This window comes from Corynebacterium sp. NML 150383 (assembly GCF_002285085.1).
Taxonomy (GTDB): domain Bacteria; phylum Actinomycetota; class Actinomycetes; order Mycobacteriales; family Mycobacteriaceae; genus Corynebacterium; species Corynebacterium gottingense.
This window is the reverse complement of record NZ_NSGK01000002.1, coordinates 279,966-293,163: the sequence shown is the minus strand read 5'-3', so window position 1 is coordinate 293,163 and position 13,198 is coordinate 279,966. Positions and strand designations below refer to the sequence as shown.

The window sequence follows — 13,198 nt, the reverse complement described above, 5'->3', positions numbered from 1 at the left end:
GGTCAACCTACCAAAGACTCAGCGCATGCCTACCGGAAGTCGCGCGAGCCACGCGAGAGCCACTCCCCTACCTCGAGCGGCTCGAACTTGTCCGCCACCACGCTGACCGCGCCGGTGGCGTTTTGCACGATGCCGCGCACAATCAACGCCCGCGACGTGCGCGCGAGCACCCGCTGCCTGCCCCACAGGCCAGGCGAGACCATCACGTTAAGCAAGCCCGTCTCATCCTCCATCCCCAAAAACGTCAGGCCCTGGGCAGTGTGCGGGCGCTGCCGGTGCGTCACCACCCCGGCGATGCGCACACGGGTGCCGTCCTCCACGCGCTTCAGGTCCACCGCGCGCAGGATCCCCGCAGCCTGGAGCTGGTCGCGCAGTACCTCCATCGGTTGCGCATCCGGCGTTACCCCGGTGGCGGCGACATCGGCGGCGAGCAGTTCGAACGCGTTCATCCCCGGCAGCGCGGGCGCGTCGATGGCGGAGAGCCCGGGCAGCATGCCTTCGCGCTCGGTGGCGGCCACGCCCGCCTGCCACAGTGCCTGCCTGCGGTCCACGTCGAAGCAGTCGAGCGCCCCGGCGCGCGCGAGCGCCTCGACCTGCTCCACCTTCAGTTCCGCCCGGCGCGACAGGTCCGGGATCCCGCTAAACGGCTGGGCAGCCTCGACGCGGTCGGCGGCCGCGTCGCCAAGCCCGCGCACCAGGTTCAGCCCTACCCGGATCGTCTCGTTGTCCAGGCAGCGCGCCTCGCGGCCCGACTCGTTCACGCTCACCGGCAGCACGGTCACGCCGTGGCGCCGCGCGTCCTGGATGAGCGACTGCGGCGAGTAGAACCCCATCGGCTGCGCGCGCAGCAGGCCCACGCAGAACTGCGCCGGGTAGTAGCGCTTGAACCAGGCGGAGAAGTACACCAGGGACGCGAACGACTGCGAGTGCGACTCCGGGAACCCGTAGGCAGCGAAGGCAACGATCTTGGTCCACAGCTTCTCCGCCACCTCCTCCCCGATCTGGTTGGTCTCCCAGCAGCCGCGGAAGAAGCGGGCTTTCAGCGCGGCCATTTTGGCGGGTGAGCGCTTGGAGCCCATGGCGCGCCGCAACGCGTCCGCCTCGCGGCCGGAAAAGCCCGCGGCGTCGACGGCGATCTGCATGAGCTGCTCCTGGAACAGCGGGATGCCGAGCGTCTTGCCCAGCGACTTCTCCAGCACCGGGTGGTCGTACACCACCGGCTCGAGGCCATCGCGCCTGCGCAGGTAGGGGTGGACGGAGCCGCCCTGGATCGGTCCGGGGCGGATGAGCGCGACCTCCACGACCAGGTCGAAGAACACTCGCGGTTTGAGCCTGGGCAGGGTGCCCAGCTGCGCGCGCGACTCCACCTGGAACACGCCGACGGCATCTGCGCGGCAGAGCATGTCGTAGACGTGGGCGTCGTCAAGCGAAAGCTCCCACAGGTGCACCTCTCGGCCGGTGGTGTCGCGCACCAGGTCGATCATGTGGTGCAGCGCCTCGAGCATGCCCAGGCCCAGCATGTCAAACTTGACCAAGCCTGCCGACGCGCAGTCGTCCTTGTCCCACTGCACCACCGAACGCTCCTCCATGCGTGCCCACTCCACGGGCACCACATCGGCGATCGGGCGGTCACAGATCACCATGCCTCCCGAATGAATGCCCAGGTGGCGGGGTTGTCCTTCGAACTGTGCAGCAAGCTTATCGACGCCACCAGGCACCTCCTCAACGCCCTTGGCCCACCCATCCGCGGTCCCCTGCGCGTACCCCAGCGCGCGAGCCGCGTCCCGCACCGCGCCCTTGCGGCGGTACGTAATCACGTTGGCCACCTGCGCGGCGTTGTCGCGCCCGTACTTGGCATAAACGTACTGGATGACCTCCTCGCGGCGGCCGGACTCGATGTCGATGTCAATGTCGGGCGGGCCCTCCCGGTCCGGGGACAAGAAACGCTCGAAAAGCAGCCCGGCAGAGATCGGCTCCGCATTCGTGATGCCAAGGGCGAAGCACACCGCCGAGTTGGCCGCCGACCCCCTGCCCTGGCAGAGGATATTCTCGCGGCGGCAGAACTCCACGAAGTCGTGGACGATGAGGAAGTAGCCGGGGAAGTTCAGCTCCTGGATCACGTCCAGCTCGTAGCAGATCTGCGCCAGCGCCTTGGCGCGGACCTCCTCCGACCAGGAGGCGTAGCGCAGCTTCGCGCTGGCGAGGGTGAGCGCGCGCAGGTGCTCCATCTCGCTGCGCCCGTCCGGGGTATCAAAGCGCGGCAGTTCCGGGGCGACCAGGTTGAGCGTAAACGCGCACTGCTTCGCCAGCTCCACCGTGTAAGCCAGTTTGTCCTCGCAGCCCGGGAGCATGCGGGCGAGCTGTTCGCCGGAACGCAGCCAATTCGCACCCATCGGATGCAGGTGGCCGTTGGCCTGGGCGAGCGAGTCGCGCCTGGCCAGCGCGCGCTTCGCCTGCGCGAGGCGCGCGTGTTCCCGCGTGGCTGCGCCGGGAGCGGCAGTAACAATGGCGGGCAGTGTGTCGTGACGGTCCAAAAGCTCGTGGTGCTCCGCGTCTTGCGGGGTCATGGACGCCTCATACTCGCGCACGACGTTTCCGGGCCCGAACGCATCGACCAGACGATCGATGGCACCCTTTTCCTCTGCCCACTGCCAGCCCGCCAGCACCACGCAGGTCCCGCCGAGTTCCTCGCCGATCAGCTCCAACGGCGGGTAGGCCACCTTATCCTTCTCGCGCGTTGCCATGTGCGCCTCCGCCATGAGGTGCGACAGGCGCTTGTAGCCCTCGGGCCCGCGTGCGATGACGGGGAGGACGCGCCCGTCCAGGGTCAGCTCCGCACCGAAGACGGTACCCACTCCTGCAGCCGCGGCGGCCTCCGCGAACTTTACCGCCCCGTAAAAACCGTCCCTGTCCAGCAGCGCGAGCGTCTCGACGCCCAGTGCCGCGGCTCGCGCGACCATCTCCTCCGGCTCGCTCGCACCCGAGAGGAAGTTGTAGGCGCTCACGGCGTGGAGCTCGGCGAACGGGACGCGCGAGGTGCTCGACACGCGCTGCGGGCTCTGAGCAGGCGCGGTGTGCTGCACCGGCACGGGTGCAGCCGTCTCCGCGCCGGAGAGGATCCGCTCCAGCTTGGACCACGAAAGTGGCGCGCCTCCATTGAATCGCATGTTCGAAACGCTAACAGGTTTCGAACCTCCGTGCTACCTCGCCCAGGGGGTGACGTACTCGTTAGGCTCCCACCCCTCGGTTGCGGCAAGAAGCTCAGCCGCCTGCGCGCCATCAAGTTCCTCGCGCATGATGTCCGCATGTCCCGCATGCCGCGCGAACTCTTCCACATAGTGCACATAGAGGTAACGCAGCTTCGCCGGACGCGCCTCATCCATGCCATACCAGGGGAAGGGGCCGACAGGCAGCTCCGCCTCCAAGTCGCCGCCACGACTCATCTGCATAAAGTCAGCACGAACCACATCGAAGCGCTCCAACAAAACCTCCAGCACTTCTTCCTCGGTCGGCACAAAGCTCGAGGCAAAGTCCACAGCCGCATCCTTGTAACCTTCGTTTCCGGCTCGGGAGAGCGACTGTGCCATCACAAACGTGACGTGCTTGAGAATGCCACTGACACTCAGATCACTACGCAGTGGTGTGCGGCGCGCAGCGGCATCATCAAGCCCGTAGGCGCTGGCACGGACCGCATCGAGTTGCGCATCGAGGTAGTTGCACAGAGTATCCAGCTCATTGTCCTTGCGTGGGAAGTACATCAGGTTTCCTTTCTGTCGAACGATGACACCGATACCCTAAAATGCCTTCCGGACAGCTCTTGTCCGCAGTGTGAAGCGCAATAGAGCAATGGCGGATACAACACAGCGAGTCCTCCAACTCCTCGGACTCTTGCAAGCGCGCGCCACTTGGCAGGCACACGAGCTCGCAGCGAAACTCGGCGTCACGGAACGCACGGTTCGCAGAGACATCACTCGCTTGAGAGACCTCGGTTATCCAGTCCATTCGAGCCGCGGTCTTGACGGCGGCTATCAGCTCGGCGCAGGCCGACATCTACCGCCACTCCTGCTCGACGATTCCGAAGCCATCGCACTCGTGGCCAGTCTGCGTATGAACGCCCTTTCCGGCACCGACGAATTCGGCGAGGCCGCATTCCGAGCCCTTACCAAACTCGACCACGTCATGCCGCCACGCCTGCGAGCCATCACGCATACGCTCACAGGCGCCTCGACCACACTCAATCACGAGGGTTCCGCTACCCAGCAACAACAAAAAAGCAATCTAAAGCTGCTCCAGCAGCTCACCAACGCTCTCCGAGATCACGTACTGGTGCGCTTTACGTACCACAAACCGTCCGCCACCCCTACGGAGCGCGAGGTTGAGCCAGCCAAGCTCTTAACCCAAGGAGAGTACTGGTACCTCCAAGCCTTCGACAGAGGCCGCAACGACTGGCGAACGTTCCGACTCGACCGGATAGCAGAGCCCCACGTCACTACATGGACGTTTAGCCCTCACGCAGCCCCACCTCCAGCTTTAAGCACCAATATCGCGCAACGTTTCAGCTGCGTGGCTCGCGTCCAACTCACAGCGGCACCGGAAGAGGTCGCCGCCCGAATCCCCTCCTCGTACCGCTCAGAGATCGAAGCTACTGATCACGGCGTTGCCGCCGTCGTCGGCAAGCGTTGCGTAGAGCGCCTCACCTTCCTCCGGCGTCTCCACGTACGCGGTGAAGCCGAAGTCGCCCCGGTTGAGGCTGGTTTCATTGCGCTCGAGGTCGTCTCCGCCCGAAATGGAAAACGGACCGGTAAGCGTGGCGTGGGCGATAGCCTCGCACGGCGGGTCGAAGGGGAACTTCACCCCTTGATCCAGCTGTTCGCCGTAGGTGAGCAGCTCAAGATCGCCGCCGAAGACGGATTGGTAGAACTCCAGCACCTCGCGTGCGTTGCCGGGGAAAGAAACATAGAGCTGTGTCGTCGTTGCCATGTGCGCCGAATCTAACAGGACATGAGAAACACCCGCCGACGCTCGACGGGTGTTTGGGTGGAGACAACCTACGCGGTCTTCTCCTTCGAACGGTCGAAGGCCAGCAGAATCAGGCCAACGACGATCCAGCTGCACAGGACGATCCAGGAACCCTGCGCGTCCGCGCCGTCGAAGAAGCTCAGCGAGCGCACGAGGTAGCCGGTCGCACCAATCGGCATGAGCTGGCCCAGTGCGGACCAGCCGGCCGGCAGCAGCCATGGGCCTGTGGCCAGGCCGGCCAGCGGGTTAGCCACAAAGATGGTCAGCACCGCGCCGAGGCCAGCACCCGGCACGCCAAGAAGTGCGCCAAGACCGGCGGTGACCGACGAGGTTGCGGCGATGCCGGCAGCGATAGCCAGCCACTCCATGCCCACGCTGCCGCTGAGCGAGCCGTAGATGCCGTGCAGCATCCAAACCGCAACACCCGCGCCGAGGATGGACACACCCGTGATGACTGCGACCTTCGACCACTTGCGGCCACGAAGCAGCACGGTTGCAAGCATTCCGGAGATCACGCCACCGAACGCGAGCGGCAGGCCGAGCAACGCGAGGCCCTGGGCCTGCGGGTCATCCTCGGTCGTGGGGGCGAGATCCTCGGTCTCCACCGGCATGCCGGAGGACTGCATGTTCTGGGCAAGGCCATTGAGCATCTGCACGTACGGTGCACCGTTACCGGAAGCGGTGTAGACCGTGGCGCTGCCCTGCCCGATTGCGATCGCGCCGACCGCGTCGCGGTTTCGCACCATATCTTCAGCCTCGTCCTGTGAGCTCACCACGACGAAGTCCGGGTGCTCCTCCTGCTGCTCCGCCTGAGCACGCAGCTTCTCAACGACCGGCTCCGGCCCCGCCACTGCCACCGGCACCCCGTCCGGGCCGGAGGCGAAGGTGGGCGCAAGAAACGCCCACAGCATGAGGCCGAGGATTATCGGCAGGCCCAAAATCAGGGCGATGGTCTTTTTCACGGTGCTGTTGGTGTTGTTGATGCGGCTGCCATCGGTGGTGGCGGTTTCCTGTTGCACCACGGTTGTGCTCATCGTTTCCTCCAAGTGGAACAGACTGTTTCGCTTTTACGAAGTGGATCATATTGTTTCATTTTTCGGTTGTCAAGGGTAAAGTGCCGGATATGCGAAAAGATGCTGCTGAAAACCACAAAGCGCTTGTAGAGGCGGCCACGACGCTCATTGCCCAGATGGGGCCGAAGGTCTCGCTGCGCACCATTGCGAAGGAAGCAGAGGTGGGTGTTGCCACCGCGAGCCGCCACTTCCCTACCAAGGATGACCTCTACCGCGCGGTGCTGGAAAACATCATCGACAAGATGCGCGCGATCGTAGACAAGCACGTTCCCCGCCTCCCCGGCGCCCCCGAGGCGACGTGGCGCTGCGCCATCACTGAGATGGTGGACAACGGCTTCCCTGCCGTCGGCCAAGAATTCCTGCCCGTGTTCGCACCCCACATGGGCCAAGAGGAACGAAACATACTGATAGAAAAGGTAAAAGCCCTCTACCGTCCCCTCCTCACGGAGGCGAAAAAGTACGGGCTGTGCCCCGGCGACCTCGACGTCCTAGACTTCCATTTCGGCATCATCACACTGTCGCGGCCGCTGCCAACCATCGCAGAAGAGGTGTTCGCCCGTAGCAGGGGGTGGCTCGTAGACGTGTTTATCGACGGGCTGCGGGCGCAGGCCGAAGGGTCACAAAGCAACCACTCACAAAGCACAATCGTGTAATTCGTGCCACAATGCGGCGGTGTGAGGATCGAGAAGCAACGCTCCCGAAAACCGTCCAGCAATCCGAAGTACGCAACCTCCCCCTCCACCACCCACTACCGCGGCACGTCGCCGGCACGCATGCAGGCGTCACGGTTCCGCAATAAGCAGCGCATCCCGATGACTCCGGCGTATTAAAGGCCGTTACAGGAGTTCGTCGATAAGCGAGCGCACACGGGCGTCAATGTCGTCGCGTACGAGGCGCATGCGCTGCATGCCTTCGATGCCGCGGAGCGAGGGTTCGTCGGTACGCCAGCGCTCCAGCGTGCCGCGTGCGTCGTCGGGCATGTCCACCTGCGCGTCTTCGCCGAGCACCACAACGCGATCAACGCTGCGCAGCAGTTCCGGATCGATGGGTTTGGGCGTGCCGCGCGACATGTCGGCGCCGGCCTCTGCGATCGCCTCGACCGATTCCTGGTTCAGCGACGTGCCAGGTTTGGTGCCCGCGGAGTGGATGCCGAGCTGGCTACCCGCGTGCTTCTCGGCGAGCGCCGCCGCCATCTGGGACTTTCCGCCGTTGCCGACGCACACAAACAAGACTGAGGGCTTCATAACGTCTCCTTAGGACAATTTGGGCAGGGTTGGGTCACCCGGGAACAGTTTCGGGCCGATCCCACGCATGAGGTAGACGAGGCCGACGAGGATAGGGATCTCGATAAGCGGCCCGATGGTGCCCGCCAGCGCCTGGGCGGAGGTGGCGCCGAACGTGCCGATCGCCACTGCGATGGCCAACTCGAAGTTGTTGCCGGCAGCCGTGAACGCCACCGAGGCCGACTGGGCGTAGTCCATGCCGGACAGTTTGGCTACCAAGAGTGCAATAGCGAACATGCCGACGAAGTAGCACAGCAGCGGGATCGCCACCCGTGCCACCGTCCACGGCTGGGAGAGGATCTGGTCGCCTTGCAACGAGAAAAGCAGGACGATTGTGTACAGCAGGCCGATCAGCGCGAGTGGGGAGATCCGGGGCAGGAAGGTGTTTTCGTACCAGTCGCGGCCCTTGGTGCGCTCGCCGATAATGCGAGACAGCAGCCCGGCCAACAGCGGGATACCCAAAAAGACCAGCACGGAGGACACGATCGCCCAGAACGAGAACTTCACCGAGGTGGTTTCCAGCCCCAGCCAGGCAGGCAGGATTTGCAGGTAGAACCAGCCGAGTACGCCGAACATGACCACCTGGAACACCGAGTTGATAGCTACCAGCACTGCGGTGGCTTCCCGGTCAGCGCAGGCGAGGTCGGACCACACCAACACCATGGCGATGCAGCGGGCGAGACCGACGATGATCAAACCGGTGCGCAGCTCCGGGGCATCTGGCAGGAAGATCCAGGCGAGCGCGAACATGAACGCGGGGCCGACAATCCAGTTCAAGATGATGGACACGGTCATGAGACGTTTGTCGGTGGCAATCTCGCGGGTCTTGTCGTAGCGCACCTTGGCCAAAGGCGGGTACATCATGACCAGGAGGCCGAGCGCGATCGGAAGCGAGATGCTTCCGACTTCGAGACTCTCAAGTGCGCCCGAAAGCCCCGGCACCGCTCGGCCGAGGGCGAGGCCCGCCGCCATGGCGAGCATGATCCACACCGGCAGGAAGCGGTCAAGAAACGACATACGCTCTACCGGCTGAGAGGTTGTGTCTTCCATCTGGAATCCTTATCTATTGACAGCATTCAAAACGAACACTAAACAGCATATTTATCACTGTCAATATGACGAGGTAGGAAGAATGAACGATTACGTCGCCACCACAGAAAACACCGGCCTCGACTGCTGCTCGCTGGGCTCCGGCTTGCTCTCCGAAGACGACGCGACGCGTTACGCGGACCTGTTCAAAGTTTTAGCGGACCCCGGCCGACTACAACTTCTCTCCAGAATCGCCGAAGAGGGCTGCGAGCCGATGAGCGTGGGCGAACTCACGCAACGCTCCGGGCTAAGCCAACCGACAGTTTCCCACCACCTCAAAATGCTTACCGAGGCCGGCCTCCTAGAAAAGAGCCGCCAGGGCAGGACAGTCATACACCGGCTGCGCCCGGAGCTGTTCGAGGAACTTCGCACCGTGCTACAGATGGACTGAGACTAACGGGCGCAAACCCCGTTACTCCGTGGCGCGTAGCTTGGCCACGTCCTCAGCTGAATACGTCGCCGCAATCTGGGTGTCATTGCCGCCGGAGAGGTTCACTTGCGACAGACGTACCCGGCGCGCAGCGCGCAGTGGTTGAGCCAGACGTCGTCTGCGCGCGGTGCAACGACCAGAAAATCGGTGCCGCTCGACGAGACGAATGGCCATGCCAGGCGGGCAGAGCACGCCATCGACGCCGGTGATCACGCTGTGGCCGGGGAACTTGCGGCAGGTTTAACCCTCGCGCAGCCCCATTCCCAGCATTAAGCACCAATATCGCGCAACGTTTCAGTTGCGCGGCTCGCGTCCACCCCACAGCGACACCGGAAGAGGTCGCCGCCCGAATCCCCTCCACGTATCGCTCAGAGATTGAGGCTACTGATCACGGCTCTAGTTTCATCACCGGTGCGCCGGACTGGGACGATCTTGCATGGCATTTGCTCTGGGTATGTCGCGATTTAGACACTCAACTACTCATGGATTCCAGCCCCGAAACCGACCATCTGCGCGACGCGCTGCGCCGCATCGCAACGGACGCGCAAAATGCCGAAGCAAACACAGCTCGCAGAGATACGCATGGGCCAATTCCAAAGACAAGATAGACAGCTTAGTAAGCAATATCCCGCAAAAATAGACTAAGCGGTACATTGGGTGCTAGATTTCTATCCGTCAACAATTCCCGAACTCAACAAAGGAGCCAACATGCGTATCTCGCGCACTCTCGCCACGATCGCGGCCTCCACCCTTCTTGCCACCAGCCTCGTCGCCTGCTCGAACGAGTCCGACGACACGGCCGGCCAGAACACCGACGGCGACGGCAACGTCACCGTCAAGATCGGCACCACGGATGCGGACCAGAAGGCGTGGTCCGTCTTCTCGGACCTAGCCGCCGACGAGGGCATCGACCTGGACATCGTCCAGTTCTCCGACTACGCCCCGGTCAACGAGGCGCTCGCGCAGGGCGAGCTGGACCTGAACAAGTTCCAGCACATCCTCTACCTGTCCTCCTATAACAAGGACTCCGGCAACGACCTCAAGGTCGTTGGCTCCTCCGAGATTTACCCGCTCGCCCTGTTCTGGAAGGATCACGACTCCCTCGACGGCATTGAGGGCGAAGAGGTGGCCATCCCCAACGACGACACCAACCAGGGCCGCGCCATCAACGTGCTGGTCCAGGCAGGCCTGCTGGAGTTGAAGGACGGCGCTGACGAGTACGCGCCGGCTCCGGTCGATGTAGACACCGAGGCGTCCAAGGTCTCCGTGGTCCCGGTGGACGCATCCCAGACCCCGTCTGCGTACGGCGAGGGCCGCCCGGCAATTATCAACAACTCCTGGCTGGACCGCGCCGGCATCGAGCCGGATCAGGCCATCTTCCAGGACGACCCGGGCTCCGAGCAGGGCGAGCCGTACATCAACGTGTTCGCCTCCCGCGCCGAGGACGTGGAAAACCCGACCTACGTCAAGCTCGCCGAGCTGTGGCACGACCCGGCCGTGACCGAGGCGGTCCAGGAGGACTCCCGCGGCACCGCCGTTGAGGTCAGCCGCCCGGCCAACGAGCTCAACGACATCCTCGACCGCCTGCAGAGCAAGTAGTTAGCAAAGGAATTTACCGTCATGCGTACCAACCGTTTCCTCGCCGCAGCAGCGGCCTCCGTTATCGCCGCGACGAGCCTTGTGGCGTGCGGCTCCGAGTCGGATTCGTCGAATAGCTCCGGCGATACCACCACGGTAAAGATCGGCACCACCGACGCCGATCTGAAAGCGTGGTCCGTGTTTGAGGAGCAGGCCAAGGAGCAGGGCATCAAGCTGGACATCGTCCGCTTCTCCGAGTACCCGCAGGTCAACCCGGCGCACACCGAGGGCCAGATGGATGTGTCGAAGTTCCAGACCATCAACTACCAGGCGCAGTACAACGCCACCTCCGACGAGGATCTCCGCATCGTCGGCTCCGGCGAGATCAACGTGCTGGGCCTGTTCTGGAAGGATCACGATTCCGTCGACGGCATCGAGGGCCAGGAGGTCGCGATCCCGAACGACCCGTCCAACCAGGGCCGCGCGATCAACGTGCTCGTCCAGGCCGACCTGCTGAAGCTGAAGGAGGGCGCGCCGAAGCTCACGCCGACCCCGGCAGACATCGACGAGGCCGCCTCCAAGGTGAAGGTCGTCGCCGTCGACGCCTCCCAGACGCCGAACGCGTACCACGAGGGCCGCCCGGCGATCATCAACAACAACTGGCTGCAGCGCGCCAGCATCGACCCGGCTTCCTCCGTCGCCGCGGACGACCCGAACTCCGAGCTGGCCGAGCCGTACATCAACGTCTTCACCGTGAAGGCGGACGAGGTGGACAACCCGACCTACGAGAAGCTCGTGGAGATCTGGCAGTCCGCCGAGGTCACCGAGGCGCTCAACGAGGACTCTAACGGCACCGCCGTGCAGGTCCAGCGCTCCAAGGAGGACCTGAACAAGATCCTCGATGAGCTTGTGGAGGAGTACAAGTAATGCCCAACACCGGCACCCGGATCGAGTTCCGGGACGTTTCCAAGGTCTTCAAAACCGGCAACCGCGAAGTCACCGCCGTCGACGGCGTCACGCTCACTGTCGAGCCGGGTGAAATCCTCGGCGTCATCGGCTACTCGGGTGCCGGCAAATCCACGCTGGTCCGCCTCATCAACGGCCTCGATTCCCCCACGGGTGGGCAGTTGCTTCTCGACGGCACCGACGTCGTCGGCAAGTCCGAGCGCCAGCTCCGCAACATTCGCCGCAATGTTGGCATGATCTTCCAGCAGTTCAACCTCTTCAATTCCCGTACCGCCGCTGGCAACATTGAGTACCCCTTGAAGCTCGCGGGCGTCGATAAGCAAGAGCGCACACGCCGCGTGAACGAACTGCTCGACTTTGTGGGCCTGGCCGAGCGCGGCAAGAACTACCCCGAGCAACTCTCGGGCGGCCAGAAGCAGCGCGTCGGCATCGCGCGCGCCCTGGCCACCAACCCCTCGCTGCTGCTCGCCGACGAGGCGACCTCCGCGCTCGACCCCGAGACCACGCACGAGGTCCTCGAGGTGCTGCGCCGCGTGAACGAAGAGCTCGGCATCACCATCGTGGTGATCACTCACGAGATGGACGTGATCCGCTCCATCGCCGACAAGGTCGCCGTCATGGAGGCCGGCCAGGTCGTCGAGTACGGCAGCGTCTACGACGTCTTCTCCGACCCGCAAACCGCGGTGGCCAAGCGCTTCGTCTCCACCAGCCTGCGCAACACCCCCAACGAGGTAGAGGCACAAGAGCTTCTCGACGCCGAACCCGGCCGCCTCTTCACCGTCGACCTCTCCGAGGACTCCGGCTTCTTCGGCGCAGCCTCCAAGGCCCGCGAACGCGGCGTGAGCGTCCAGCCCGTGCACGCGGGCATTGCCACCCTGCAGTCGCACTCCTTCGGCAAGATGACGGTGCGTCTCAACGGCGACGACGACGCCATCAACGAGTTCCTCCACACCCTGCAGTCCACCACCGACATTGAGGAGATCACCCGATGAACGAAATGATCCTCGCCGAACCCGACTGGGACCGCCTCGGTCCCACCTTCATCGAATCCATCGGCGACACCATGTGGATGGTGGGCATCACCATGGTCGTCGGCGGCTTCTTCGGCCTGCTTCTGGGTATCTTCCTCTACACCACCCGGCCGGGCGGCATTCTGCAGAACGCGGTGGTGTACTGGATCATCAACATCGCCGTGAACTTCTTCCGGCCGATCCCGTTCATCATCATGATCGCCATGCTCTACCCCATCACGCTCGGTGTGGTGGGCACGACCATCGGCCGCGGCGCCGCCACGTTCGTCATGTGCTTCTCCGCCACATTCACCGTGGCCCGCATCGTGGAGCAGAACCTGGTGGCCATCGACCCGGGCGTGATCGAGGCGGCCCGCTCCATGGGCGCCGGCCCGTGGAAGATCATCCAGTCCGTGATCCTGCCCGAGGCGCTCGGGCCCCTGATCCTGGGCTACACCTTCATCTTCATCGCCGTGATCGATATGTCCGCGATGGCCGGCTACATCGGCGGCGGCGGTATCGGTGACTTCGCCATCGTCTACGGCTACCGCCAGTTCGAGCCGCAGGTCACCTGGGCGGCCGTGATCGTCATCGTGGTCGTGGTCCAGCTCGCGCAGCTGCTGGGCAACGTGCTGTCGAAGAAGGTCATGCGCCGGTAGGTGTAGGCTGCGCCGGTTCTATTTGACGAGAACCCCTTGACGAAGGTGCTGGGATTCACCAGCGACCTCGTCAAGGGGTTCTCGTCATGTG

Annotated in this window: 15 protein-coding genes and 2 pseudogenes; 9 read left to right on the top strand and 8 right to left on the bottom strand. The window is 63.9% G+C overall.

All coding sequences use genetic code 11. The annotated features are described in order from the left end of the window. Nucleotides 1-29: 29 nt before the first annotated feature. Nucleotides 30-3,167, bottom strand: coding sequence for an error-prone DNA polymerase (locus tag CKJ85_RS03420; RefSeq protein WP_095553407.1), 3,138 nt, complete (start codon nt 3,165-3,167; stop codon nt 30-32). Between the two features lie 33 nt (nt 3,168-3,200). Beyond that, nucleotides 3,201-3,758, bottom strand: a complete 558-nt coding sequence (locus CKJ85_RS03415) for a DUF664 domain-containing protein (RefSeq protein ID WP_095277736.1) — start codon at nt 3,756-3,758, stop codon at nt 3,201-3,203. Nucleotides 3,759-3,846: 88 nt separating this feature from the next. Between CKJ85_RS03415 and CKJ85_RS12350 the strand changes: the two are divergent. Continuing rightward, nucleotides 3,847-4,020: pseudogene (locus CKJ85_RS12350) on the top strand (HTH domain-containing protein); the annotation flags it as partial. Between the two features lie 30 nt (nt 4,021-4,050). On the opposite strand, the gene CKJ85_RS12190 reads toward CKJ85_RS12350, so the two are convergent. Beyond that, on the bottom strand, nt 4,051-4,209 hold the full coding sequence (locus tag CKJ85_RS12190; protein ID WP_233126927.1) for a hypothetical protein: 159 nt from the start codon (nt 4,207-4,209) through the stop codon (nt 4,051-4,053). Between CKJ85_RS12190 and CKJ85_RS12345 the strand changes: the two are divergent. Beyond that, nucleotides 4,180-4,575 (top strand): annotated as a pseudogene (locus CKJ85_RS12345) (WYL domain-containing protein); the annotation flags it as partial. The gene CKJ85_RS12190 and the pseudogene CKJ85_RS12345 sit on opposite strands and share 30 nt — an antisense overlap. A 54-nt stretch (nt 4,576-4,629) precedes the next feature. Here the strand turns inward: CKJ85_RS12345 and CKJ85_RS12180 are convergent. Together CKJ85_RS12180 and CKJ85_RS03405 are read right to left on the bottom strand one after the other, a co-directional pair. Further along, complete coding sequence (locus CKJ85_RS12180) at nt 4,630-4,980, bottom strand: VOC family protein (RefSeq protein WP_233126926.1); 351 nt, start codon at nt 4,978-4,980, stop codon at nt 4,630-4,632. A 68-nt stretch (nt 4,981-5,048) separates the two neighbouring features. After that, nucleotides 5,049-6,053 (bottom strand): ABC transporter permease, encoded by a 1,005-nt coding sequence (locus CKJ85_RS03405; protein WP_231699057.1) that lies wholly within the window; start codon nt 6,051-6,053, stop codon nt 5,049-5,051. A gap of 89 nt (nt 6,054-6,142) precedes the next feature. Here CKJ85_RS03405 and CKJ85_RS03400 point away from each other — a divergent pair, with 89 nt between their 5' ends. Both CKJ85_RS03400 and CKJ85_RS11970 read left to right on the top strand, forming a co-directional pair. Continuing rightward, nucleotides 6,143-6,745: a TetR/AcrR family transcriptional regulator gene (locus CKJ85_RS03400; RefSeq protein ID WP_095536510.1), complete on the top strand. Its 603-nt coding sequence runs from the start codon at nt 6,143-6,145 to the stop codon at nt 6,743-6,745. Between the two features lie 21 nt (nt 6,746-6,766). Then, nucleotides 6,767-6,922 (top strand): hypothetical protein, encoded by a 156-nt coding sequence (locus tag CKJ85_RS11970; RefSeq protein WP_158221608.1) that lies wholly within the window; start codon nt 6,767-6,769, stop codon nt 6,920-6,922. A gap of 6 nt (nt 6,923-6,928) precedes the next feature. On the opposite strand, the gene CKJ85_RS03395 is transcribed toward CKJ85_RS11970, so the two are convergent. Together CKJ85_RS03395 and arsB are read right to left on the bottom strand one after the other, a co-directional pair. Continuing rightward, a complete protein-coding gene (locus CKJ85_RS03395) occupies nt 6,929-7,336 on the bottom strand; it encodes a low molecular weight phosphatase family protein (RefSeq protein WP_038589864.1) in 408 nt (135 codons plus the stop codon). 9 nt (nt 7,337-7,345) lie between these two features. Then, nucleotides 7,346-8,425, bottom strand: coding sequence for an ACR3 family arsenite efflux transporter (gene arsB, locus CKJ85_RS03390; protein ID WP_038589861.1), 1,080 nt, complete (start codon nt 8,423-8,425; stop codon nt 7,346-7,348). 82 nt (nt 8,426-8,507) lie between these two features. On the opposite strand from arsB, the gene CKJ85_RS03385 reads away from it, so the two are divergent. After that, entirely contained in the window at nt 8,508-8,855 is a 348-nt protein-coding gene (locus CKJ85_RS03385; RefSeq protein ID WP_095553406.1) for a helix-turn-helix transcriptional regulator, read from the top strand. Between the two features lie 21 nt (nt 8,856-8,876). Here CKJ85_RS03385 and CKJ85_RS11760 read toward each other — a convergent pair whose 3' ends face one another. Continuing rightward, nucleotides 8,877-9,107, bottom strand: a complete 231-nt coding sequence (locus CKJ85_RS11760; RefSeq protein ID WP_133064907.1) for a hypothetical protein — start codon at nt 9,105-9,107, stop codon at nt 8,877-8,879. A gap of 495 nt (nt 9,108-9,602) precedes the next feature. Between CKJ85_RS11760 and CKJ85_RS03380 the strand changes: the two genes are divergently transcribed. From CKJ85_RS03380 to CKJ85_RS03365, 4 genes are read left to right on the top strand one after another with little or no spacing between them, the layout of a single operon-like run. Beyond that, the gene (locus tag CKJ85_RS03380; protein WP_095536507.1) at nt 9,603-10,493 is read left to right on the top strand and encodes a MetQ/NlpA family ABC transporter substrate-binding protein; all 891 of its coding nucleotides are present in this window, start codon (nt 9,603-9,605) and stop codon (nt 10,491-10,493) included. A 21-nt stretch (nt 10,494-10,514) separates the two neighbouring features. Beyond that, a complete protein-coding gene (locus tag CKJ85_RS03375; protein WP_095277744.1) occupies nt 10,515-11,399 on the top strand; it encodes a MetQ/NlpA family ABC transporter substrate-binding protein in 885 nt (294 codons plus the stop codon). After that, nucleotides 11,399-12,430 (top strand): methionine ABC transporter ATP-binding protein, encoded by a 1,032-nt coding sequence (locus CKJ85_RS03370; protein ID WP_095553405.1) that lies wholly within the window; start codon nt 11,399-11,401, stop codon nt 12,428-12,430. The genes CKJ85_RS03375 and CKJ85_RS03370 overlap by 1 nt, the downstream gene beginning before the upstream one ends. Then, nucleotides 12,427-13,107 carry a methionine ABC transporter permease gene (locus CKJ85_RS03365; RefSeq protein WP_095277750.1) on the top strand — a complete coding sequence of 227 codons (681 nt, stop codon included), beginning with the start codon at nt 12,427-12,429 and terminating at the stop codon, nt 13,105-13,107. Before CKJ85_RS03370 ends, CKJ85_RS03365 begins: the two co-directional genes overlap by 4 nt. The last annotated feature ends 91 nt before the right edge of the window (nt 13,108-13,198 follow it).